The 25,564-nt window shown below is 41.7% G+C and carries 18 protein-coding genes and 1 rRNA gene (1 of these 19 running past the window's edge); 7 read left to right on the top strand and 12 right to left on the bottom strand.

The annotated features are described in order from the left end of the window. Positions 1 to 1,014 (bottom strand): 16S ribosomal RNA (locus tag AM608_RS10835) (it extends 502 nt beyond the left edge of the window). 499 nt (positions 1,015 to 1,513) lie between these two features. Between AM608_RS10835 and AM608_RS10830 the strand changes: the two genes are divergently transcribed. Continuing rightward, entirely contained in the window at positions 1,514 to 2,116 is a 603-nt protein-coding gene (locus AM608_RS10830; RefSeq protein WP_053581753.1) for a CDP-alcohol phosphatidyltransferase family protein, read from the top strand. 26 nt (positions 2,117 to 2,142) lie between these two features. Here AM608_RS10830 and AM608_RS10825 read toward each other — a convergent pair whose 3' ends face one another. The 6 genes from AM608_RS10825 to AM608_RS10800 all read right to left on the bottom strand — a co-directional run bounded on the left by AM608_RS10825 (position 2,143) and on the right by AM608_RS10800 (position 12,506). After that, the gene (locus AM608_RS10825) at positions 2,143 to 3,075 is read right to left on the bottom strand and encodes a peptidylprolyl isomerase (RefSeq protein WP_053581752.1); all 933 of its coding nucleotides are present in this window, start codon (positions 3,073 to 3,075) and stop codon (positions 2,143 to 2,145) included. A gap of 88 nt (positions 3,076 to 3,163) precedes the next feature. Next, on the bottom strand, positions 3,164 to 5,161 hold the full coding sequence (gene uvrB / locus AM608_RS10820) for an excinuclease ABC subunit UvrB (protein ID WP_053581751.1): 1,998 nt from the start codon (positions 5,159 to 5,161) through the stop codon (positions 3,164 to 3,166). A 584-nt stretch (positions 5,162 to 5,745) separates the two neighbouring features. Beyond that, positions 5,746 to 7,026 (bottom strand): replication-associated recombination protein A, encoded by a 1,281-nt coding sequence (locus AM608_RS10815; RefSeq protein ID WP_053581750.1) that lies wholly within the window; start codon positions 7,024 to 7,026, stop codon positions 5,746 to 5,748. Between the two features lie 101 nt (positions 7,027 to 7,127). Next, positions 7,128 to 8,366, bottom strand: a complete 1,239-nt coding sequence (locus tag AM608_RS10810) for a type IX secretion system plug protein domain-containing protein (RefSeq protein ID WP_053581749.1) — start codon at positions 8,364 to 8,366, stop codon at positions 7,128 to 7,130. A gap of 79 nt (positions 8,367 to 8,445) precedes the next feature. After that, on the bottom strand, positions 8,446 to 10,497 hold the full coding sequence (locus AM608_RS10805) for a peptide MFS transporter (protein ID WP_053581748.1): 2,052 nt from the start codon (positions 10,495 to 10,497) through the stop codon (positions 8,446 to 8,448). Between the two features lie 44 nt (positions 10,498 to 10,541). Next, positions 10,542 to 12,506: a putative porin gene (locus AM608_RS10800; RefSeq protein WP_053581747.1), complete on the bottom strand. Its 1,965-nt coding sequence runs from the start codon at positions 12,504 to 12,506 to the stop codon at positions 10,542 to 10,544. A gap of 431 nt (positions 12,507 to 12,937) precedes the next feature. Between AM608_RS10800 and AM608_RS10795 the strand changes: the two genes are divergently transcribed. Further along, positions 12,938 to 13,570 carry an HdeD family acid-resistance protein gene (locus AM608_RS10795; RefSeq protein ID WP_053581746.1) on the top strand — a complete coding sequence of 211 codons (633 nt, stop codon included), beginning with the start codon at positions 12,938 to 12,940 and terminating at the stop codon, positions 13,568 to 13,570. Positions 13,571 to 13,786: 216 nt separating this feature from the next. On the opposite strand, the gene AM608_RS10790 is transcribed toward AM608_RS10795, so the two are convergent. From AM608_RS10790 to AM608_RS10770, 5 genes are all read right to left on the bottom strand, one after another. Next, the gene (locus AM608_RS10790; RefSeq protein ID WP_053581745.1) at positions 13,787 to 15,493 is read right to left on the bottom strand and encodes a DASS family sodium-coupled anion symporter; all 1,707 of its coding nucleotides are present in this window, start codon (positions 15,491 to 15,493) and stop codon (positions 13,787 to 13,789) included. Continuing rightward, positions 15,490 to 15,963 carry a CYTH domain-containing protein gene (locus AM608_RS10785; protein WP_009417413.1) on the bottom strand — a complete coding sequence of 158 codons (474 nt, stop codon included), beginning with the start codon at positions 15,961 to 15,963 and terminating at the stop codon, positions 15,490 to 15,492. Before AM608_RS10785 ends, AM608_RS10790 begins: the two co-directional genes overlap by 4 nt. A gap of 3 nt (positions 15,964 to 15,966) precedes the next feature. Continuing rightward, positions 15,967 to 16,611, bottom strand: coding sequence for a hypothetical protein (locus tag AM608_RS10780; protein ID WP_053581744.1), 645 nt, complete (start codon positions 16,609 to 16,611; stop codon positions 15,967 to 15,969). Positions 16,612 to 16,694: 83 nt separating this feature from the next. Beyond that, positions 16,695 to 17,525: a lamin tail domain-containing protein gene (locus tag AM608_RS10775; protein WP_009411329.1), complete on the bottom strand. Its 831-nt coding sequence runs from the start codon at positions 17,523 to 17,525 to the stop codon at positions 16,695 to 16,697. 27 nt (positions 17,526 to 17,552) lie between these two features. Further along, positions 17,553 to 18,914: an OprO/OprP family phosphate-selective porin gene (locus AM608_RS10770; RefSeq protein WP_009411328.1), complete on the bottom strand. Its 1,362-nt coding sequence runs from the start codon at positions 18,912 to 18,914 to the stop codon at positions 17,553 to 17,555. Positions 18,915 to 19,927: 1,013 nt separating this feature from the next. On the opposite strand from AM608_RS10770, the gene AM608_RS10765 reads away from it, so the two are divergent. The 5 genes from AM608_RS10765 (at position 19,928) to AM608_RS10745 (ending at position 25,563) form a co-directional block, all read left to right on the top strand. Continuing rightward, positions 19,928 to 22,276, top strand: a complete 2,349-nt coding sequence (locus AM608_RS10765; RefSeq protein WP_053581743.1) for a hypothetical protein — start codon at positions 19,928 to 19,930, stop codon at positions 22,274 to 22,276. Between the two features lie 7 nt (positions 22,277 to 22,283). Beyond that, positions 22,284 to 23,123 carry a prephenate dehydrogenase gene (locus AM608_RS10760; RefSeq protein ID WP_053581742.1) on the top strand — a complete coding sequence of 280 codons (840 nt, stop codon included), beginning with the start codon at positions 22,284 to 22,286 and terminating at the stop codon, positions 23,121 to 23,123. 197 nt (positions 23,124 to 23,320) lie between these two features. Then, positions 23,321 to 24,253: a YbbR-like domain-containing protein gene (locus AM608_RS10755; protein WP_048746829.1), complete on the top strand. Its 933-nt coding sequence runs from the start codon at positions 23,321 to 23,323 to the stop codon at positions 24,251 to 24,253. After that, positions 24,250 to 24,834: a dephospho-CoA kinase gene (coaE, locus tag AM608_RS10750; RefSeq protein ID WP_053581741.1), complete on the top strand. Its 585-nt coding sequence runs from the start codon at positions 24,250 to 24,252 to the stop codon at positions 24,832 to 24,834. Before AM608_RS10755 ends, coaE begins: the two co-directional genes overlap by 4 nt. Positions 24,835 to 24,861: 27 nt before the next feature. Beyond that, a complete protein-coding gene (locus AM608_RS10745) occupies positions 24,862 to 25,563 on the top strand; it encodes a cytochrome c3 family protein (RefSeq protein ID WP_053581740.1) in 702 nt (233 codons plus the stop codon). Position 25,564: the final 1 nt, after the last annotated feature.

Here is a 25,564-nt window from a genome sequence, read left to right as displayed (position 1 = left end):
AAGAAGGAGGTATCTCTACCTCTGTCAGTCTCCATTTAAACCTTGGTAAGGTTCCTCGCGTATCATCGAATTAAACCACATGCTCCACCGCTTGTGCGGGCCCCCGTCAATTCCTTTGAGTTTCATTCTTGCGAACGTACTCCCCAGGTGGGATACTTATCACTTTCGCTTAGCCACTCAGATTACTCCAAACAGCTAGTATCCATCGTTTACAGCGTGGACTACCAGGGTATCTAATCCTGTTCGCTCCCCACGCTTTCGTCCATCAGCGTCAATTAATTGTTAGTAATATGCCTTCGCTATCGGTGTTCTGTGTAATATCTAAGCATTTCACCGCTACACTACACATTCCAACTACTTCACAACCATTCAAGACCAACAGTTTCAAAGGCAGTTGCTTAGTTGAGCTAAGCGCTTTCACCTCTGACTTACCAGCCCGCCTACAGACCCTTTAAACCCAATGATTCCGGATAACGCTCGCATCCTCCGTATTACCGCGGCTGCTGGCACGGAGTTAGCCGATGCTTATTCATAAGGTACCGTCATCAAAGTACACGTACTCCTTATTCTTCCCTTACAAAAGCAGTTTACAACCCATAAGGCCGTCATCCTGCACGCGGCATGGCTGGATCAGTCTTCCGACCATTGTCCAATATTCCTCACTGCTGCCTCCCGTAGGAGTCTGGTCCGTATCTCAGTACCAGTGTGGGGGACATCCCTCTCAGAACCCCTATCTATCGTAGCCTTGGGGAGCCGTTACCTCTCCAACTAGCTAATAGAACGCATACTCATCTTTCACCACCAAGGCTTTAATAGTTGTGTGATGCCACACTACTATACTATGGGGTATTAATCCAAATTTCTTCGGGCTATCCCCCAGTGAAAGGCAGATTGTATACGCGTTACGCACCCGTACGCCGGTCTCTGTTACCCGAAAGTAACTTCCCCCTCGACTTGCATGTGTTAGGCCTGCCGCTAGCGTTCATCCTGAGCCAGGATCAAACTCTTCATCGTTAAATTCTTTTATATCTTCTAACCGATCTTCAAGTTATTGACTTCAGGTTTCACTCAATCCTTTAAATCTTCTTTGTGCTGTACAACATTATGTCAAGGTACGTGTTGTTTATTCCACTCCAGAGGCACTACTCTCCTCTTTTGCGGGTGCAAAGGTATAACCTTTTTATTTACCTACAAAATTTTTATACAATTTTTTTTGAAGATTTTTTTAATACTTCTGTAAGTGATTGATTATTAATACTAATGTTATAATCATTTTTGGGTTTCTTAGTGTTTTCTAACACGCTTTTCTTCTCTTACAACTAACTACCAACAGTTAAACATACATTCACATTTTTATCTCTAACCTCTATAAGTAGTTTCCAAATTGTCCTATCATAATAATTTTAGTTCTCAAGTGTGATATAATACATAATCTGCTAATTTACCAAAAGACATATATTTTTTTGCATACTAAAAAAATATTGTATTTTTGTTCTCATAAAAACTTATTAAAATGAAGACACCTTACTTACTAATAGCCTTCCGTTTTTTATTAGCCCCTACCATACTGATCTTTTCTTATTACGCTGAAGAATCAATAGCAAGGCTATGGATTATAGTTTTCATCATCCTTGGCTTGCTCTCCGATATTTTCGATGGGATTATCGCAAGGCAAATGGGTATTAGTACAGTAAAAATGCGACGAATGGATAGCCAAACAGATTTAGTATTCTGGCTCTCTATAGGAATAGCGTGTTATCATCTCAACCCTGAACTCATAAAGACGTATCGGTATGAAGTAATCGCTATTTTTATAATGGAAGGGTTATGTTATACTATTAGTTTTTTGAAGTTTGGCAAAGAAACCTGTACTCACGCTTTTCTCTCCAAGTTGTGGGGCTTATGCTTACTTACAGCATTTATCTCCCTCATAGGCTTTGGTCACGGAGGATTTCTCTTGCAATTAGCTATTTATTGGGGGCTCTTCTCACAATTAGATGTAATCCTCATCTTGCTTTTGTTGCCCAAATGGCAAAACGATATCCCTAGTGCCTATCACGCCTACTTAATAAGAAGAGGCAAAAACTTTAAGAAGAGTAAATGGCTTAATAGCTAAATACTCTTCTTCAATAAAAAATAAGTTTACCCTACTGATACTAATTCTACATCAAAAATAAGAGGTGCATTAGGTGGTATTACGCCTCCCGCACCACGACTGCCATAGGCGAGTTCTGATGGGATTACCAATCGGGCTTTATCTCCTTCGTGAAGAAGTAATATTCCTTCATCCCAACCTGCAATCACTTGTCCAACACCTACAGTAAACTGTAGTGGTTCTTTCCTGCGATAAGAACTATCAAACACGGTCTTGTCAAGCAACATACCTGTATAGTGCACGGCTACTTTTTGCCCTGCTTCTGCTTTTTTACCATTACCATTGTGGGTAATTTGGTAATATAAACCACTATTCGTTTTCTCAAAGCCCACTACTTCTTTGGTAAAGGCTTCTTCAGCTTTGCGTTTCTCTTCAGCCAAACGAGCTGCTTTAGCTTCATTAAAATCATTGAAGGCTTTTAAGGCGTCCCATTTTTCTGCCTCCTCTCCTACTCTCACTATTTCTACTTTTTCAATCTTATCACCTTGTGCAATCGCATCTACTACTTCTTGTCCTTCCACGACTTCACCAAACACCGTGTGCTTGTTGTCTAGCCAAGGGGTGGCTACGTGAGTAATAAAAAACTGACTCCCATTCGTGCCTGGTCCTGCATTTGCCATCGAAATGACTCCTGGTTTATTGTGTTTGAGCTCTGGGTGAAATTCATCGTCAAAACGATAACCTGGGTCTCCTGTGCCAGTTCCTAACGGACAGCCTCCTTGTATCATAAAGTTAGGAATAACTCGGTGAAAAGTAAGTCCATCGTAATAAGGCGTACCAAGTGGTTTTTGTGAGTTCTTCATTTTCCCTTCTGCAAGAGCTACAAAATTCCCTACCGTAGCAGGCGTTTTTTCATAAGTAAGACGAAGTAAAATAACTCCCTTCGTGGTAGTTATCTTTGCATAAATACCATTTTGCATTTTTTTATCTTTTAATGTATTAGGGTGCAAAATTACACCAAAATTCCTAAATCACCAAATTACCACACTTTGCTCATTTTCTCATTTGCTAATTTGCTAATTCCTGCAATTTCTTTAGCTCATCTCTGTACTGTGCAGCTTTTACAAAATCCAGCTCTTTAGCAGCTACCTCCATCAGTTTGCGGGTTTCTTTGATTTTCTTTTCCAACTCCTTAGCCGATAAATATACCAATTGCGCTTCGGCAGCTGTGCGCTCCTTAAACGAAGGATCGTAGTGAAATTCGGTTATAGGGCTCTTGCTGAGGCTGTTCTCTATTTTCTTGTGCAAAGGCTGAGGCGTGATGTTGTGCGTCTTGTTGTAGTTCATTTGCTTTTCACGACGATAATTGGTGTCGTCAATGGTGCGTTGCATACTCTCAGTAATCTTATCGGCGTACATTATTGCTTTTCCATTCACGTTGCGGGCAGCCCGTCCTACGGTTTGAGTGAGCGAACGAGTGGAACGCAAAAAGCCTTCCTTATCGGCATCAAGGATAGCGACGAGCGACACTTCGGGCAGGTCTAAGCCCTCACGGAGGAGGTTTACCCCTATAAGCACATCAAAGAGTCCTTTGCGCAGGTCTTGCATAATCTCCACGCGTTCCAATGTATCCACATCACTGTGAATGTAACGACACCTAATACCAATGCGAGTGAGGTATTTAGTAAGCTCCTCTGCCATTCGCTTGGTGAGGGTGGTTACCAATATACGCTCGTCTTTCTCGGTGCGCAGTTGTATTTCCTCCACAAGGTCATCTATTTGATTGGCACTCGGACGCACTTCTATTTCGGGGTCGAGCAATCCTGTGGGGCGTATCACCTGCTCTACGTACACGCCTTGCGTTTGCTGGAGTTCATAGTCGGCTGGGGTGGCACTCACGTAAATCACTTGGTTTTGAAGCGCTTCAAACTCCTCGAATTTCAACGGACGGTTGTCCATTGCAGCGGGCAAGCGGAAACCGTATTCCACGAGATTCTCCTTCCTACTGCGGTCACCACCATACATCGCGTGTACTTGCGAGACGGTTACGTGGCTTTCGTCAATCACCATCAAAAAATCATCGGGGAAGTAATCTATAAGGCAAAACGGACGTGTGCCTGGTTCTCTACCGTCCAAATAGCGAGAATAGTTCTCAATACCCGAACAGTACCCTAATTCCCGTATCATCTCAAGGTCGAACTCAGTGCGTTCTTTCAGCCGTTTGGCTTCTAATGGTTTGCCTAAAGCCTCAAAGAACTCTACTTGCTTCACCAAATCTTGTTGAATGTTCCATATCGCTTTTTGGAGAATATCGGGAGAAGTAACAAACATATTAGCGGGGTAGATATTGAGGCTCTGGTAGTGGTCTAACACGTGATTAGTAGTAGGGTCAAACTGTTCTATCTCTTCAATTTCATCGCCAAAAAAGTGAATGCGGAAGGCGTTGTCATCATACCCAGGAAAGACATCAAGCACATCGCCTTTGATGCGGAAATTGCCGTGCCTAAATTCGGCTGTTGTACGGGCATAGAGACTTTGTACCAATCGATGCATCAGCTTGGTACGGAGGAGTATATCGCCTTGTTTGAGGGTGATTACATTCTTTTGGAATTCAACAGGATTACCGATACCATACAAACACGACACCGATGCCACAACCAATACATCGCGTCTGCCCGACAGCAAAGCAGAGGTCGTACTGAGACGCAGTTTTTCAATTTCATCATTAATAGAGAGGTCTTTTTCGATATAAGTCCCTGTGGAAGGTATATAAGCTTCCGGCTGATAGTAGTCGTAGTAAGAGACAAAGTATTCCACCGCGTTATTGGGAAAGAAAGCCTTAAATTCAGAATACAACTGAGCAGCCAGTGTCTTATTATGTGCCAACACAAGAGTAGGACGCTGAATGCGCTCCACCACATTAGCGATAGTAAAAGTCTTTCCAGAGCCCGTAACGCCTAATAGTACTTGGTACTTATCGTTGCGCTCTATACCTTTTACCAATTGGTCGATAGCCTGAGGTTGGTCGCCCGTAGGGGCAAAGTCAGAAACTATATTGAATTTCATTTGTTTTAACCATAAATAAGAGTGCAAAGATAGTGAAGAAAACTGAAAAGTAAAAATTATTTCACGCACATAGCTTAGAGACTCTAAATACTAAAATCTGAATTCAAAATTTTATAGTCTTTTCTCCCCCATTTATTCACCTCGTCTTTGCTTTCCTTTCGATTTATTACCCTCAAAACTGCTTCTCTCTCTTAACTCTTAACTCCTCACTATTAACTCTTTATAAACCCTTTCTATACCAATCGTCCAAGATTCGTATAAGCTTCCTATAAGCTCTCTATAAGCTAACCCCACCCTCCTTACAGCCTTTTTTCACCAAAAATCCTCCCTCCCCTCTTCCGAACTTCTCCGATATCTTTCGAAAGCTCAGCTGTGTTACTTTTAGGGGCACACACTTTGCCAAAGTTTTTGCCTGTGCGGCTCGTACCTTTGGCAAAGTTAATTATCAGTATTTCTAGCATTATTGGCTTTTACCCCATTTCCTCATTTTCTAATTCCCTCATTTTCTAATTCCCTCATTTTCTAATTCCCTCATTTTCTAATTCCCTCATTTTCTAATTTTCAAATTTGCTAATTTGCTAATTTCAGTACCCATATCGCTCGCCCCATAGTTTTTTAAGATAGTCGCGCAGGGCATTTTCACGTGGATTATCGGAAGGTTCATAAAAGGTTTCTCCTTGTAATTCATCAGGCAAATAATCCTGAAAGGCAAAATTACTTTCATAATCGTGAGCATATTGGTAGTCTTTGCCATAGCCGAGCTCTTTCATCAGTTTGGTAGGGGCATTGCGCAAATGGATAGGTACACTCAGGTCGCCTGTTTGCTTTACCACTTGTTGGGCTTTGTTAATTGCCTTATAAGAAGCGTTGCTCTTAGGAGAAGAAGCGAGATATATAGCACACTGACTGAGGATAATACGCGCCTCGGGGTAACCAATAGTCGTAACGGCTTGAAAGGTGTTGTTAGCCAAAATCATTGCAGTAGGGTTAGCATTGCCTATATCTTCGGAAGCGAGAATGAGCATACGGCGTGCGATAAACTTCACATCTTCACCGCCTTCAATCATTCGTGCCAACCAATAGACCGCACCATTGGGGTCACTGCCCCGTATCGATTTGATAAAAGCCGAAATGATATCGTAATGCTGTTCACCCGTTTTGTCGTAGAGTACGGTATTTTTCTGCACCAATCTGAGGACGCTGTCGTTCGTAATCACTACTGGTTCACCTTCAGGAGTCGCATTGACGATGAGCTCAAAAGTGTTCAACAATTTGCGTCCATCGCCACCTGAGAGTCGCAAAAGAGCTTCAGTTTCTTGCAGTTCAATAGTTTTAGTTTTAAGAATAGCATCTTGGGTAATGGCATTGTGAAGCAGTTGTTCTAAATCTTTGCGCTCAAAGGCGTTCAGTATGTACACTTGGCAACGAGAGAGCAAGGCAGGAATCACCTCAAAACTGGGGTTCTCGGTAGTTGCTCCAATGAGGGTAATCCAACCTTTTTCAACAGCCTGCAAAAGGGAATCTTGTTGGGTTTTGTTAAATCGGTGAATTTCGTCGATGAAAACAATAGGGTTTTGGGTAGTGAAGAGTCCACCACTTTGTTTGCTTTGGTCAATTACTTCGCGCACTTCTTTAATCCCCGAACTAATGGCACTCAAGGTATAGAAAGCGCGATTGCTTTGGTGCGCAATGATATTAGCCAGCGTAGTTTTACCCGTACCTGGGGGACCCCAAAAGATAAGCGATGGCAAAAGACCGCGTTCTATCTGTTGGCGCAAAGCCCCTTGAGCTCCTACTAAGTGCTCTTGTCCCACATATTGCGCTAAGGAAGTGGGGCGCATACGTTCTGCTAAAGGAGAAGACATTGATATAATGATTAATGTTTAATGATTAATGAAATCAACTTTGCCAAAGTGTGAAACTTTGGTAAAGTGTAGCAATGTATAAAAGCCTGTGGTACTACGACCTATTTTGTGATATTGGTACTAGAAGCAGAGCCGATGCCTACCACCTCGTCGTAGAGAGCCCCAGGAGCGCGGTAGTACACGAGCACGAGGTAAGTGTTTTCAGTTTGTTGAAAATTACCACTTATTTCGTTGAAATCAACTATGTTGCCTGCTTTGGTAGCAAACTTATAGTTGTAAAATCCCTGTTTAAGGAGTACTTTCCCCTTGAAAAGACCGTCTTTTTCGTCATAAGTGAGTTTGTATTCCTCGCGGAGTTCGTAGTTGCTAAACTTGCCGTATACATACACTTCTTTACCCCAAAAAGTAGATTTCCCTTCTAAGGCAAAATGCACTTGGGTGTAATCGGCTTCGTTGCTGGGGTTCATTCCGTTGATAGTGGTTACCAAGAAATCGCCATTGATATCTGGATAATAAGTATAGACACTGCTCGCGCGGCTTACATTGGTAAACAAGTAGCTATTTACCCATTTGCTTCTATCCAAACGATAGACTCCCGATGCAGGCACGTGTATATCCTTGCTATCGAAATAGAAGTATTCATTGCCTCCCCAGAAAGCCGTTTCGCGGTCGTAGCGATACACGAGGTCGTTACCCATCACGTACTGAGGTTTTACGCCCGTGATAGCCGTATCCCAACGGTAATTTTGCAGTATGGCTACTTTCACCGCTACATTAGGATTATCAAGTCTAAAATCTTTCTGCTTAATAGTGAACTGTACCACTTGTTGGGTATCGAAATACTGCAAATCGCGAGCGCGTTTTACTTCGGTGAGTACATTCACTTGGGGTGTATAGAGCACAAATCGGCGTGAAAAGAGCTCTGTGCCATAACTATCGGTGATAGAGAGCATATAGTTACCGCTGAGAGTGATTTTAGTGAGTTCGTTAGGGAAAGTAAGGCGGTAATGCGAATAGCCTTGCAGGGTACCATAGGAGTTACTCTCGGACTGTACCGGTTGGTTATCAATGCCTTTAAGGTATTCGCTTTTCAGCAGAGAAGAGACTGACCAATCGGCATTGCAATGGGTGATTTTGTAGTAATAAGTCTCCTCATTACCCCCGAGATCGTCGAACTGCAAACTAAACGACTCATTACGGCGCACGATAGGGAATTGGTTTTTATCGTTGCCGTTAGCTTTGAAGATAATCGTTTTGATATAATCAGGTGGTGTTTTCTCCACCAGCGGTTGTGCTTGCATTGCCAAGGGAAGTAGTAGTAAAAAGAGAAGTTTTTTCATAATTAAATATTTATATTTGTCTTAGGTGTACTATTTTTTATTTAGTAAAATAAATATTCTCCACAAGAATAAAACTCACTTACCTCACTCCGTGCATCAGTTTCTTCACAAACGGATTGATGAGAATAATGAGTACTCCTGCTACGGCAGGCACAATGGTAAATATCAAAAAGAAAGTACTCAAACTGTACTCACGGGTGATATTCTCTATCTGTCCGCCCACTACAGCTGCTAATTTATGACCAATAGCTACAGCAAGGTACCATACCCCAAACATAAATGCTATCATTCGTGCAGGTACAAGCTTCGAGACGTACGAAAGCCCCACAGGCGATAAGCACAACTCACCCATAGTGTTAAACATATAAGCAAATACAAGCCATAACATACTCACCTTTACTCCGTGAGTTACCCCGTGAGAGCCTAAGGCGAGTAAACCAAACCCTACTGAGAGCATCAGCAGTCCGATGCCGTATTTCATCGCAGCAGGTGGATTATACTTGCTATCCCACCAACGTGAGAACAAGCTCGCTAAGGCAATAATGAAGAAAGAATTCAGAATAGAAAACCACGATACAGTCGTCTCTACCCAGTTATCGCGCTCTTCTTTCACTTGCGCAACTATCAGCCCGTTGTCAGTATTGAGCTCTGCTCCCCGCTGTTTTGCCCACTGTTCCTTTTCGGCATCTACATAGCCAAACGAAGTGTTTTTGTTGTTCTTGCTCAGCAATTTTATCTCTTGTCCTACTTTTAGGTGATAATCAGCTACTCCTATGATAGTAGTACGTTCTACGATTTTCAAATCAGGGCGAGCGACTCTGTTTTCTTCAGTAATAGGGATATAAGTAGTTCTGCCTTGTATATCGGTTTGTTCATAGGCTTGATAACTCACACTGTAAGCTGTAGTTTTGAAGTCGCGTTGTAGCATCCACGAAGCAATGCCCCATACAAGACTAAAGCACACCAATAACACTACTACGGCAGGAAATATCTTTTTGTAGGTTTTCTTTACCAAAAGGAAAAGTACGTAGGTAATCAGTAATAGTGGAATCACGGTGAGTAGTGCATTGAAAATATTGTAAAGTACTGCCCAATTACCCTGTAATTCACGCTCTATATTATCCCGTGCAAAAATCACTAAAGACGAAGCCCCTTGTTCAAACGACAACCAAAAAAACACCACAAAAAAGGCAAAGATGACCACGGTAAGCATACGGTCGCGCACTATCGTAGTATAACGCATTATGCGACTACCTATCAGGTAAAAGAAAGCTATTAAGCCTACAATCACCATCACATATTGCCCTTTAAGCCCTGAGGTAGCAGCCCACCCAAAGAGGTCGATATTCCATATTTTCGAGAGAGGGTCGTTTAGTGCATAGCCAATACCTATGATTGCCGAAAGCGCTACCAATATCTTATCTAGGGTAGTAAACGGATTGAGTTTTTCCTCTTCTTGTTTTGCATCATTTGTAGTCTCTTTTTTTTCTTGCTTGCGTGGCTCACATCCTATTGAACCAAATAAAGGTTTGGCAAACCAAAACTGTATAGTCCCCAAGAGCATAAACACTCCTGCTAAACCGAAACCCCAACTCCACCCAATGCGTTCTGCCAAGTAACCGCAGAGCATCATTCCAAAGAAAGCTCCAGAATTTACTCCCATATAGAAGATGGTATAAGCAGCATCTTTCTTCTCGGGTAGGTCTTTGTACATTTCCGATACAAATGACACCATATTAGGTTTGAAAAAGCCAGTTCCTATCACTAAGAGTGCAAGCCCCAAATAGAGCGAAACCTCAGTTTCAAAAGCCATCGACACGTGTCCTAAGGTAATAATAACCGCCCCAATAATTACTGCCCAGCGGTAGCCGGTAATCTTATCGGCTATTATACCTCCAAGTATAGGAGTGAGGTAAAGAAGCATAACATACGTACCAAAGAGTGCACCCGCGTTTTCAGTACTCCACGCCCATCCTGGGTTATACCCTATAAGCGTCATCGTAAGAAAGTTGATGAGCAGTACACGCATTCCATAAAATGAAAAACGCTCCCACATTTCTGTAAAGAAAAGCACGAACAGCCCCGCTGGATGTCCTAATACTTGTGTATCGAAAATTGTCTTTTTAGTCATATAGATTTTATTCGTTATTTTTCTTGCTTTTCAACTCTTAACTCTTAACTAAAAATGTCCCACTTAATTCCCAATCGAATAATAAAATCTCTATACGGCTGACGTGGTGCAGAATAATAGTTGTAAGGATTTCCTATTTTTAGCCAGTTGCTCACGGGCACTTGCCATTGTTCTAAAGAGAAGAAAATGCGCATCGTACGCACTTTGGCATTGAGAAAAAAGTCAAACATCGGAAAGTTACCCGTCTTCTCTGCCGTCTGTACAGCAAATTCTCCTAAAAGCGGATTGTACTGATTGGAGTAATATTTGGTGAAATAATTAAACCCTATCCCCGTTTGTAAGTACATTGCCTTGTTGAACAAGTGTGATGCAAAGTAAAAACTATTGCGAGTCACAAAAGTAGGCACATTCAAAATATTGCTATCTTGTACCACTTGCTGGTAGAGCATAGTGTTGTCTAAGCCCCATTTACCAAATTTAAACTCTTTTTGTACTTTCAGTTGCAAATATTGTACATTGCTACTGTACTGCTCAGGACGCACTTTTCCTAAGGTTTCTTCTTGAAAATAAGTATAGTTGTTGAGGTTGGTAAGACTGAGCGACGCATTCCCCCATTGGGTTTTCAAATCGCCATAGAGGGTCTGGGTATTCTGTTTGTTAAACGAAGTATAGTTATCCCAATTAAACTGCTTGTAATCGCTTTGATACAGCAAATAATTAAAATTAGGCATAGCCGAATGCAGTTCAGCTCCTGCGGTGATGCTGTTCTTATCGTCAAAAGCATAAGCAAGTTTCCCGCTCAGTCTAGTACCTGTCATCTTGCCTACAAATGTCTGTTCGCCCTCTGCTTCTATACTGAAACCACCTACTCTCTTATGCCATTGCACACCTAAACTCAGGTCGGTATCCTTGATTTGCCGGCGTTGCAACACTCCCGATACGTAGTAAGCGTTCTGAAAGTAGTAATTGTAGAAATAAGCATTTCCAAAGAGGAAGGTTCTTCCCAGATAGGGCAATTCAAGCTCTACTCCCAAACGGTTGATCATCTTCTTCAAGCGCGCCTTGTCGTGAAGGTTTTGGGGTACATAGGCATCGCCAAAATAACTGTTGCTTTGGGTTTCGTCATAAGTATAATGTTCAGTTTCGTAGCTAAACAAATGGCGGAAGCGTATCTGCTTGTACGAAGCCAGCGAATCGCGGTTGCGCAAGAAAGCGTAGTCGTGTTGCAAAAAATAACGCTTGCTCTCCCGGATATTCTCAGCATTGAGTAATTGCACGTCTATTGTCGCACGGTTTTTAAACTGTTTTTCACCTCCCTCAAACTGCTCGGGCGTTACTATACCTCCATTCTCCTGACTGGTGATGTCGTGAGAGGCAAAGTGTGCAAAGGCGGTGTATTTCTTGTTAGGCGATACGTAGGAAAAGCCCGCTCTAAAATTGCCATTGCTCACTAATATACGTTGGTATTTACCCAAGGAACGCAAACCTTTGTAAGCGATAAAGATATTGAGGTTGGGCTGTAAATTGATTGAAAAAAGGGTGTTCAAAAACTGACCTTGTTCCATACCGCTCTTGTAAGTAAACTCAGTAAGTGGCGTAGGCAAATGGTAATAAGTTACCTCTTCGGGAGTAAGGTAGAGTTGCTTTTTAGCTTCTGCCCCCATCGAAGGCAGGTAATCCTGACGGCGGAAGTCGTAAGAGAGTGTATTATAAGGTTGCCCCATATTCGAGAAAGGCATCTTGCCAAACATATCCTTTCCCCACTCGTTGTTCAGGTAATACTTTTGCATCGTAAGCGAAGTATCTACCGAGGTGGTATCGCGAGTATAAGTAATAATTTTGTAGTCGCGTGCAGTGAAAGTAATGCTGTCTTTCTTCTTTTTAGGACGCAACGACTTAAAGGTTACCCCTCCCTCCTGATTGTGGTTCGCACTATCGTCTTCTTGTGCCCAACTCAGCAAGGGGAATAGTAACCCTATAAGAAAATATATAGTTTTTTTCAGTGTCATTCGTTTCTATTTGGGGGCAAAGATAGGAATAATTTGTCAATTAGCCAATTTGTTAATTTTAGATACAGGTCAAACATACCAAATTTATTCGCTAGTGCGAGCTTGTTATTTGTGTCTATCTTGTTATATCAATTGCTGAGACTGTCCGAAAAGTCTTAAAATCGCATTTGCGTCGCTACACTTTGCTAAAGTTTCAGTCTTTGAAAAAGTTGATTACCTTGATAATCAATTTCTTCTAGTTATATTGTAGGGGCGATTTGCTAATCGCTTTCACAGAACAAAACTTTTGGGACAGTTCAAGCTTTTATAATTAACCAATAAACTACATAACTGACAAAACAACTATATTTTTAATCTTTTATTTGTAAATATTTTTGCTAATCAATAAAATATCCTTACCTTTGTGTCATTAAATTATAAATGATAAAGTTATGTTGTATTTTTTCAAATCCATCAGAAGACCAGTAAAACACTGGTACATTCCCCTTATTTTAGGGATTTTGTTCATTCTTTGTGGTATAGGGGTAATTATATCACCACAAGCTTCTTATCTTACCCTTTCAGTACTCTTTAGTCTCTCATTCTTAATATCAGGGATAACTGAATCCTTCTTTGCTCTACAAAATACTAAAACTCTCAACGGTTGGGGCTGGTATTTGGTAAGCGGACTCATTTCATTGATAATGGGTATTTTTTTACTTATGTATCCCGCCCTATCAATGTTTATATTACCATTGGTAGTAGGATTCACATTGTTATTCCGTTCGTTTCAGTTACTCGGTTTTGCCTTCGAAGTAAAAGAAGCTGGTGTACTGAATTGGGGTAACCTAGCCATAGTAAGCGTATTGGGTATTATCCTTTCGTTCATTTTGATTGCTAATCCTATCTTTACAGGTATCTCATTAGTAGTGTTCACAGGTTTAGCGTTTATCTTCACAGGTATTTCTTCTGTAGTACTTTCGTTCAATCTAAAAAAGTTAAAAAGTTCTGCTCAAAAGTTGTCAGATGATTTAAAGAACCGTATAGAAGACCTCGAAAAAGAAGTGAGAGAAGCTTTAAAATAACAGCAGATTAGCAAAATACCACTGGCACGAGTCTATAGTTATACCTATGACTACAGAACTATAGTGCTTTTTTACAGAAAATACCTCCAAAGAATTAAATACTCTTTGGAGGTATTATGATTTTATAATTGACGCGCCTACACCCAATATCCAGCACCCTTTTTAAGAGTTATCTTTACTCTTACCTTCAGTAATTGTCATTATTGCACTGTGGTATTAAAAGAATACTCCATTGGTAAACCCATACCACCGCAATACCGTTTCGCCCCACAAGAGTATCATCAACCAACTGATAAACATCATCGTGATACCAAACTTGAAGGTGTCGCTCCAGCTGTATTGATTGGTAGTGTACAGCAAGGCAGCAGGTTTACTGTTAAAGGGCAGTACATACACGTGTCCCACGAGCATTGCTACGGGGAAAGCCAGACTCATAATCGGATACCCGTTTTTCTGAGCTACCCCTATGGCAATAGGAATGAATATGAGGGTAAGCATTGTTTTAGATTGGAATATAAGCGAGAAAAGCAAAATCCCTCCTGTGAGTATCATATACAATACCCAAAACGGAGTGGCTTGAGTAATCCCTAAACTACCAAAAAGTGCATCTATAAGCGTGCCAGGTAAACCTGTCGCATCAAGTCCTGCCCCTAAGGTATAAGCACCTGCCGAGAACAATAGCAAGTGCCAAGGAATATCTACATCGTTCCATTTCACTACGCCTACGCCCGGAAGCAAGGCTACTACGGCACCCATAAAAGCTACTGCTGTTTGGTTGATACCGTGTTGCTTATCAGTAGCCCACAAGATGAGTACACAAACAAAAATAGCAATCGCTTTATACTCCTCAAACTTCATTTTGCCGAGCTTGTTAAGCTCTTCCCTTAGCCTTTCCATACCTCCTTCAATCTGTGGTACGCGTTCTTCTTTTTTCAGTGGAAAATATATTTTCGAGCCTACGAACCACGCGATGAGAATAAGCAACACGCTCATCGGAAAGGCTGCTTTAAACCAATCCTGATAACTAAAAGAGCCTATACCCATAGCTCCTGCTATAAGAGAGCCCGCTAAAAGGGCTGCCCCTGAGCCTGTCAAGAAGGCATTAGCTCCTAAATTGATTTGGAAAAGGTTCTGCAATATCAAATTCCTACCGAAGTTATTGCGGTGTTCTCCTCCCGTAGCTCCGTAGATAGCGGCTATTACCATAAAGATAGGCAACAATATAGCAGCTTTGGCAGTAGTTGCCGAAATAAATGCCGATAGTACTAAGTTAATAATGATAAAACTCAGTATAATACCTCCCGAATTTCTGCCAAACTTCAACACAAACCACAAAGCAAATCGCTTCGCCACCTGTGTTTTCACTAACATACTCGCTAAGATAAACGAAAGAATATTAAGCCACATTACAGGGTGTCCTAATTGAGCATATGCCGTCTTGTCGGTCGTGACTCCACAAAGTACAATGCCCAGTATTACCAGTAATGAAGTGAGGTAATTGGGGATTGCTTCGGTAATCCATAAAATAATAGCAGCTACAAAAATAGCCAGCATCGCGTAGTTTATGTGTATAAACTCGTTGTGTGTTGCCTGCTGTAGGGTTACTTTTTGCTCGTCCGAGAGTTGTTTTTCTCCCTTCATCGTAGCTGTTAGTTGTTTGGTTTTAGCCTTTTCTATTTGGGCATACCGAGCCATCGCCGATTCAGTAAGCGGTGTCGTCTTCTCATTGGTATCAATCCGGTTGATAAACGAAATATTGGCTACCCAGTAAATAAGCACAAAGGCGAGGATAGCAAGCGGTCCTCCAATGCGTTGGAGGAACCGCTCTACCCCTGTTTTTTGTACCTTTGGCAACTTTTCGATATGATAGTTATTCATATCCAAAGGGTCAAAGGGTGGCGTGTGGTCGGTATTGTTTGTCATTTCCAGTTTTTATAAGGGTTCTTCATTAACATTGAATTGTAATAACGCTTGTCGCCTGTTACTTCTTCTCCCAACCAATCAGGACGGGCAAAAGTAGCTTTCTCGTCAGGTAATTCAATCTCTGCCATTACAAGTCCTTCATTATCTCCATAGAACTCGTCAATCTCAAAACAATAGTCGCCGTTCTTTACCAAATAACGTGTCTTGTCTATAATACCTGGTTCACATAGCTTCAATAGCTCTTGCACTTCAGCTACGGGTATTTCCTTTTCCCATTCAAACCGGCTTGCGCCACTTTCATTACCGATGCCTTTTATGGTAATGAAACCTTTATCGCCTTTTATGCGCACTCTCACGGTGCGTTCGGGAACGGAGCTCAAATAACCTTGGGTGATACGAGTCGCCTTAAACGATGCTGCTTTATAGGCATCGCTCTTCACCATAAATTTTCTTTCTATTTCTTGTGCCATAACTTAATTTGCTAAGGGTTTATGTATCATTCCAATCACGCGTTTAATCGCTTGCAAGTAGTTGATGTTCTCTACTCCTTCCAACCCGCAATCGGCAATGGTTTTCTTAATATCTTCTATCTCGGTAGACTCTGAGTTAATGGTTTTCACCAAAGCCCCATTGATATATACGTTGCCGGTTTCGCAAATGGTATTGTTCACCATATAACCAAAACGCACCTTCTCAACGGTTACTGCTTGCAAGTCGGGGTGTGCTTCCACCATCTGTAAGAACTCTCCTAAGGTGTATTCTCCTTTGGTAAGCTCAGGCATTCCTTGCACTTTAAAAGCGGGGAATACTTCTTCTTTAAGCATTTTTGCCGAGATGGGAAACTCTCCTTTCATCAGTGGGTTCCATTGTTCTAAGCCATCTACCTTTTGTACAAAGGTTTTGATGTCCATCTTACCATCGCGAATTTTAGTGTTGTTCACATCGTTAGTCCTACTCACAATATAGGTTTCGGTACTGCGGCGTTCCCATACTTTTTCAGGAACAGGTACACTTAGGCGTGCCATACGCTCGGCTTGTTTAGCAAAGCAACGCCCAAAACTGCGAAACTCAAAACGCGGTTTAGAAATTTCGCCAATCTTTAATTCTTCTTTTGCCATAATTATGTTTTTATATCATTTATTGTTTAATCGCTTATTTTGTAATATTTCCCTACAATAACCGTCCTTACACTCCTCCTCTCTCACTGCTTAACAGTCTCATCTTCTGTTCCTGTCGCAGGGTTCGCTTTCCCTTGGGTTGGGTCTGCTTGCATAAATTTACCTGTACCATCAGGACATCGGCTCCACGATTTCGTAACTGCCGCAAGACTCACTTTGCCCCAACCATCGCCTTTTTCACCTCGTTGAAAGGTGTTGAGCTTAGTTCCTTCAGGGCTGTAAAGCTCTATAAGCACATTTTTCTTGCTCGAAAAACCCGAACTGAACCCTCTTGGGGTAGTGCCTTTGGCGCCTACGATAGCAAAATGTGAGTGAGGGGCTACCACTTCACCCTCAATACCCGTCCACACAAGTTCTTCGTCTTTTTTAATGGTTACGTCTTTTAGTTTGATAGGAGTGTCGCCGTTGTTGTAAAGTTCTATAAATTTTTCGGCATCGGCGCCTGCTCCGTAAAGCTCGTTGAGAACCAATTTAGTGTAGTCCGAAGGCTTATCGCCTACCACATAGCTACTTTCTTTTACGGTCGAAAATCCTGCGGTATTCACTACTGTTACTTTGTAGGTTACTTTTGTTTTATCGGCTTGTGCCGGAATAGTCCCTGTAAAAGTATTGTCCTTGCCCGTCATCGCTACGGTTTGGTTGCCTGCTCCTGCGTTGTAAACCAAAGTTACTGTCGAAGGTGCTTGTAGCCCCGGAGCTATTACAGCGGTTACCACTACGTTGTCAGTTGAGGTAGGGGCTGCGGGTGTAAGCTTCACCGATTTGATAGTCGAAGCTCCCTCGTACACTGCATCTTTCACACAACCTGCTGTGATGACCAATATTAATAGAAGTATGTATCTTAAACTTTTCATTTTAGTAATGGTTTAAAAGGTGAATGTTTAGAAATTAATTTCAAAGCGCATAGCGAGCATATGGTAGCTCACACCGCCTTTGCCTTTGCCTTCCACCGCTTTTTTATAATCGGTAGTTGGGGCTCCTGTGGCATCGTGCCCAATAATCAGTTTGCCTCTGCCGTTTGCATAACGGTCGTTGTTGGTATACTGATAGTTCAGAGCTATTTTCACGTTGTTATTCACATAAAAGTTCAACCCCGTAGTGAAGTTTGCACCTGAACCACCATACACGTCTTTGTCGTTCAAGCTGAGGTAATCACAGCGCATTGCCAGCTCCACATCACCCCATTCCTTGCCTCGGGTAGGTTGAGTAAACTCGCCTTCCGATACGTTAAACTTCTGTTTGCCACCAAAGAGCAAATACGCTGCTTGCACATACCAACCTGTGAAATTGTAATAGGTAGCTTCCGTAGTAACGTGGTTGCCTATCCACTCTCCTTGTACGCGGAAGCCTCCGTAGTAAGCAGCAGCTTCTACCCCGCGCAACCATTCGTGGTCTACATTGGGTATAACATCAGTGTCTAAGTACTTTTTGCGGTTAATCGAGGTAGAGTTGCGGGTACTGAAACGCGCTCCGCCGTAATCCTTAGGCGCTACATCAGTTTTAGGAGTGCGGTAAGAGCCCTTAACTCCTAAATAACAACCTTGCATACGGTCTTCGGTATAAGGCATCCAGCCCACTTTACTGGTGATTGAATACCCCTGGTTGCGTCCGTAATCCTTATTGTTGTCTTGCACATTGGTCACTTCCTCAACGCCAGCCACTCGTTGCAAAAACATACCAAGCGAAGCCCTAAAATGGTCGCGCAAGTACTCTCCTTGAATACCCAAATGTCGTGACGGCACTAAGGCTTTACACACCATAGGGCGTTCCATAAAAGTTAAGTAACGCGAACTGGTAGTTTGCTCCATCGAGAAATCTTCTTTGAAGTTCCCCACCTTCAAGGCTACGTTCTTAATCCCGTCGTATTCCACGATAGCATCTTTAAGTTCAAAAATACCATCTGCAAAATCAACGTCCACTTCACCGTACCAATCTTTGGTAACTTGTGCCTTTACGGCAAATCGAGCACGGCGAATAGAAGCACCGTTGCCTATCTTGTCGTAATCGCTCTTAGCGCCAAAAAACGTAGCAGCATCCACTTGCACACGGTTATCAAACCAAAACTTATAGTTCTGATGTTTTGATTCAAAAACCAAGATATTGTTACGTGCCTCTGAGCGAAGTTCTTTTCTATCGACTGCCACGCCATATTGGTTATAGCGAATGGTATCGAGCTCTTGGGCTATAGCTGTACTGAAGAAAGACAGCAATAGCCCCAAAATTAAAAAGGGTAACTTTTTCATCGGTTAAAATAATGTTTGTTAATGGAGTTGGTAAATTATTATTATAGTTCTTTTAACGCCACAAAGGTAAAAACTATTTTCCAATTAGCAATGAATTATTTTCTTTTTTTTTGATTTAAACTGAAAAATCCTTAATTTTAACATAACACACCTTTATCTCACCTCTATCTTACTTTCGATTATTTTTCTATTTTCAATTTTTAACTATTCACTTTTAAGCTATCCACTCTTTAAACGTTCACTATCAACTCTTCCTATAATTTTATTCTACCATACCTCTATCTCTTCCCTTTTCCGTCATACTCCCCCTAGCACCTATGACCTAAGACCTCACACTTCCCCATTTACTAATTTTCTAATTTGCTAATTCCCTAATTATCCTTTCTCCTTTCCGTCATACTCCCCCCTAGTACCTATTGCCTAAGGCCTATCACCTCTTCCTCTTTCTTTCGCCTCGAAACCCCGTTTTTAACATTTTTAGCGCTGTTGTATTATATTATAAATCACCTTTTTATATACCCTTCCTATACCAATCGTCCAAGATTCGTATAAGCTTCCTATAAGCTCTCTATAAGCTAACCCCACCCAATTTACAGCTCATCTTTTACCTTTCACCTCAACACACCCTTCCGTTTCTCTCCGATATCTTCCGAACCCTCAACCCTTCCCCATTTGCTAATTTTCAATTTTTCTAATTCTCCAATTTTTCCACCTGCCCGTCGCTTTTCCGTCACTACATTCCCCCTTTGAACGGAAGTCCGCGGAAGCGGAGTATGTGAGAGGGGAATGTTTATACAACAATAACTACCGTTGCTTCTCCACCCTATCGCCTGTGATCTAAGGACTCACAGCTACTCATTTCCTCATTTTCTAATTCTCTCATTTTCTAATTTCTGGCATTATTTAGTATTATTGGCATTATCAGCATTATCAGCATTTTTGGTATTAAAAAAAATTTTCCTACCTTTGCACTTCATTGCATATTACACTGCTTTCATTGAAACATCTTAATTATGCGCATTCTTTTTTACATAACGCTGTTTTTATCCCTGCTCGCCTGCGATTCCAAAGAGAAGAAAGAGGAGGTAACACCCTTGCTCTTCCCCGATAATACGCAAATGCTTTTCCGCATCAACGATAAAGACAACTTCCTCAGTGCCATTGCTAACAATACCTTTTGGAAAACGCTCAATCCTCATCAGTTGCGCCCACACGAGGTAAAACTCCTTAATAGCATTCCCACCGATGATAACTTGTGGGTAGCTTTTGATACCGAAGGTCATTTCTTTGCCATAACTCCCCGTATTAGTAACGATACTATTAGTTTTTGGCGCAATGCCGATACTCAAATCCAAAAACAAGCTCAGTTTGGTAAAGAATGGTTTTACACCATAGCCGATAACAACTTGGTTATAGGCGATTCCGAGACTGTTTCGGCTTATCAACAACTGAAACAAGAAACTAAAACCCCACGGCAACAGTCTTTGGAACAACTCCAAAAAGTAGGTAATACCGAATGCGTTGCCACTCTTTTCTTCCAAAAAGACGAAGCAAATGCTTACTTCAAATCGTTTTTCGGAACCGAGATATTGCAAAATGTAAAAGATTGGGTCTCTCTCGACCTTTTCTTAGAAGAAAACAACATACGTTTTAGCGGTATGGCGCTCATTGCCAATGCCAATGCCGATATAATGGCACACACCCTACCCTATCAAAACAATGTGTTAAACGTACTTCCCGCGCGCTTGCGTTCACTCGTTTCTTATACTTTCGACGACGGCGATAAGCTCGCTCAAAACGATAGTACAGCTACCAATAATCCGTTTAAAACCTCTATCAATGGGGTAGCTTTTGCTCAAACCCCCGAAGGTCAATTTGCGGTCGCCTCTTCTTTTGATGTAGATGAGACCATTAAACAGTTGCCCGTACTCTCAGAAGACTTTCAGCACAACTTCTCTATGTACGAACTCAACCCCGACCTCCCAATGGATTTTTTCACGGCTTTTGTACCTCAGTTTGTCCCTAAATACGTCGGAGTGTATGAAAAGTTTCTCGTATTTACTACCACCAAAGATCTTCTTACCTCAGTAATCAATGATATGCAACGAGGCAATGTGCTTTCAGCCAATAAATCTTACGATTGGTTAGAACAAAACAGCGCTTCCAACGTGAGTGTTACGCGACTCACAAATCTTTATGACAACACCGCTTTTAGCAGTAAATATCCTTATATAGCCGAAAACTATCGCTGGGCAGTATTCCAACAAACCCCTCAAAACGACTATTACGTGCTCAATTTCATCAGTCAAAAACAAACTGAAAGCACTCTTTCCGATGAAATGAAAGAACGTTTCCGCCTTACATTAGACGACCAAATGGTTATCCCTCCTACCATTCTCTTAAACCACCGCACCAAACAACTCGAAATAGCCGTGCAAGACACCAATAACGATTTATATCTGATTGGTAACAACGGCTCTCTCTTGTGGAAAAAACGCTTAGACGGAAAGATACAAAGCCCTATTTACCAGGTCGATTTATTTAAAAACGGCTTCTTGCAAATGGCTTTCACTACCGAAAAGTCTATCTGGATTATTGACCGCAACGGCAATGTGGTAGAGCCTTTCCCTCTAAAATATCAAAACCCTATCACACCTTTGGAGGTGTTCGATTACGATAGCAATCGCGAATACCGCTTCCTCTTTGCCGAAAACAATATCTTGCACCTGTTAGACAGAAAAGGACAACAAGTGAAAGGCTTCTTACAGCGCACCAATGGAAAACCTTTGTTTACTCCTAAGCATTACCGTTTCAATGGCAAAGACTATCTTATCTACCCTTCCGATAATGGTATCTTTAATATCTTGCACCGCAACGGTGAAAACAGAATAACAGTAAAGGGTAACTATCGTTTCTCTAACAATCCTCCTTTGGTATTCAATAACTTGTTTATGTTCACCACTCAAGAAGGTAACCTTATTTCTATCGATGAGAAAGGAGGAATGAATCGCACAAATCCATCGCTGGTAGAACCCTTTTATTGGGAAGGTAATCGTTATGCACTTACCTCTCTTTCAGCCAATATACTCACCATAGGCGGGCAACGCATTGAACTTCCCGAAGGTAAATATGCCCGTCCTAAACAGTTCCGCATTCGTGGCATCAACTACGTCTCAGTAAACGAACAGAACACCAAAAAAGCCTATTTATACGACGAAAAAGGAAAATTGTTAAAAGATTTTCCCGTAGAATCAGTATCCCCCATTGCAATAGATGTAGATTTAGATAAATCTATTTGGATAGTTACTGAAAAATCACCCACTGAATTGGTGCTCTACACTATGAGACAATTAGCTAATTAATATCGAATTGAAAAAAGCAGTCATCATAGGCTTAGGTCTCATAGGAGGTTCCTTTGCCTTAGAATTAAAAAAACGTTTGGGCTATCACATTGCAGGTATCGACCTAAACCCTAATCATATAGAAAAAGCCTTAGCCTTAGGCATCATCGATGAAAGTACAGATTACAACCATCTCACCGATACCGACCTCGTGCTCATAGCAGTACCCGTGAACCATATAGGCGAAGTGCTTATAGAGGTACTCAATAAAGTAGGCGAGCACACGTTAGTAATGGACGCAGGTTCTGTAAAGGGTCACATCTGCGAGGTAGTAGCTACGCACCCCCATAGGCAAAATTTTGTAGCAGCGCACCCTATGGCAGGTACCGAGCATTCAGGACCTGAGGCAGCTCTTTACAATCTCTTCGATGGGAAAGTAATGGCTCTTTGTGAAGTAGAAAAAAGCAATTGGCAACTGCTTGACCGTGCGTTGAGTATTGTAAAAGCCCTTAATATGCGCGTGAAGATGATGCAACCTTCTGACCACGACTTGCATACTGCCTATGTATCACACCTCTCGCACGTGAGTTCGTTTATGCTGGGCAAAACCGTTTTAGAAATAGAAAAAGACGAAGCTCAAATCTTCGATTTAGCCAGTACAGGGTTCGCCTCTACGGTGCGTTTGGCAAAAAGTGACGCTCAGATGTGGTGCCCTATCTTTTTGGAGAACAAGGACAATGTGCTAAAAGCCCTCAATGAATATATCAAGAATTTAGAAGCTTTCAGAACCCTCATCGAAACTGAACAATCCGAAGCCCTTACCCAAAGTATCCACGAAGCCAATTATATTAGGAAAATACTCAAATAGTATTCTAATACCAAACGGGTATATACGCGAGCTGTAACGTGTATATACCCGTTTAGTGATAGATATATACCGCTGACCCCACAGGTATATACTTTTCTAATAATAGGTATATACCGCATTAAAGTATTAATAAGTATTATTTTGCGCTCTCAATAAAAGTTTATACCTTTGTGCCAAATTTTACCCTTTACCTAATTATGAAGCCATTTCGCCTCTTTTTCACTAATCGTCGCAACCTCACTTTTGTGATATGTCTGTTGCTCTCGGTATTCATTTGGTCGCTGATGAAACTCTCTAAAAACCTCATTAGAGAATTATCGGTACCAGTAACGGTTATCAATCCGCCAGCCGACAAGGTATTTCTACCCTCTGCTCCTAACTACGTGAGAATAACAGTAGAAGGCAATGGTTTTTCTCTTCTGAAATCCTACCGACAAAATGCTACCCTCACCGTAGATTTCTCCGATTTACAAGAAGTGGGCGAACACTTTTATACACTCTCTAAAAGCAGTAAGGACAAGCTCAGCAATACTTACCTATCGAATTTCAGAATACGCTCGGTAGTCTCCGATACTCTACAACTATACTTAGTACCCAAACACACCAAAAAAATACCCGTAGTAGTACACCTAAACGTAGAATTCCCTAAAGAATACCAACTTACGGAACTGCGCCTCTTACCCGATTCGGTAGTAGCTTCAGGTAGCCAAAAAGTGATAGATACGCTCACACAAGTAACTTTCCAATACCGACACAAACGTCCGCTAAAAGACAATTTCGGTGAAACTTATACGCTCAAAAGCACTCCTTGGGTACACTATAACGCTCATAAAATTGTGATGCAAGCCTTTGTCGATAAGGTGAGCGAGCAGGAATTGCGCGTGCCTGTGAAGGTGATGGGCGTACCGAAAGAGAGTCAAGTAAAAGTCTTCCCCGACGAAGTGAGTGTACTTTGTACAGGTGAATTGAGTATCTTAAAGACACTTACACCTAACGATATAGAAGTAACTGCTGATTTGTGCGAAGCAACCGACAACCATATACCACTACAACTCAATACTCATAAACGACGCATAAAGGTAGCTTTTATGAAAGAAACCTCCGTTGATTTTCTAATACGCAAAGAATGATGGTAATAGGACTCACAGGAGGTATTGGCAGTGGCAAAAGCACTATAGCCAAAGAATTTGCTACCTTAGGCATCGCAGTATTCAATTCAGATGAACAAGCTAAAGCACTCATCGCTAACAATGCGCAAGTAAAGGAGAAAATTATCACTGCTTTTGGTGAGGAAGCTTACGAAAATGGAGAGTATAACCGTGCTTATATCGCCCAGATTGTGTTCAACAATTCTGAGAAATTGGCGATACTCAATGGCATTGTACATCCTGCCCTTGCAAAATATTTTAAACAGTGGGCAAAGAAGCAAACTTCGCCCTATGTACTGAAAGAAGCTGCTATCCTTTTTGAGAGTGGAAGCTATAAGGATTGTGATTATATCATCACGGTTACAGCACCTGAGGAGGTGCGCATTGCCCGCGTAATGGCACGCGACCATTGTACCGAAGCCCAAGTGCGAGCGCGTATGGCACAGCAGTGGAGTGATGCCCAGCGCATTGCCCTTTCAAATGCAGTAATTGAGAACGTCGATTTGGAAAGTGCCAAAGAACAAGTGAAGAGGATACATTTTCAACTTTGCCAAAGTTTGTAACGCAACGACATTTGTCAATTGTCAATTATGAATTATCAATTGAAAAAGATTATTATTATATCAACCTTTATTATTGCCTTTTTGGGCATTACTTACGCTCTTTACGCCTTTCTGATGCAGATAGGGGTAGACGAGGGCTATGAACCTATACAACCTATTCACTTCTCTCATAAAATTCACGCAGGTGATAACCAAATCGATTGTAAATATTGCCATTCGGGGGCACGGACTTCGGCAGTGGCAGGCGTGCCCTCACTCAATGTATGTATGGGTTGCCATAATACCATTTCGGAATATGAAGGTGAAGAGGATCTCGCTAATGGTTACACTAAAGAATTTTATACCAAAGAAATCAAGAAATTATATGAAGCAGTAGGCTGGGACGAGCAGAAATTTCGCTATACGGGCACTCCTAAAGGGGTGCAGTGGGTGCGCATTCACAAACTTCCCGACTTTACTTATTTCAATCACAGTCAGCACGTAGCTGTAGGTGGATTGGAATGTCAGAAATGCCACGGCGAAGTACAACAAATGGAGGTGGTACACCAGTACGCTCCTCTTACAATGGGGTGGTGTATAAACTGCCACCGCCAAATGCCTGTGAATGCTAACAACCCTTATTATCAACACTATGAAGAAGTGCACAAGGCTTTGGCTAAAAAGCTAAATGTTAGCAAACTAACCGTTGCCGAAATGGGAGGCTTAGAATGTGCAAAATGCCACTATTAAT

The sequence above is a fragment of the Capnocytophaga sp. oral taxon 323 genome, assembly GCF_001278825.1.
GTDB classification, from domain to species: Bacteria; Bacteroidota; Bacteroidia; order Flavobacteriales; family Flavobacteriaceae; genus Capnocytophaga; species Capnocytophaga ochracea.
This window is presented reverse-complemented; position numbering and strand designations above follow the sequence as displayed.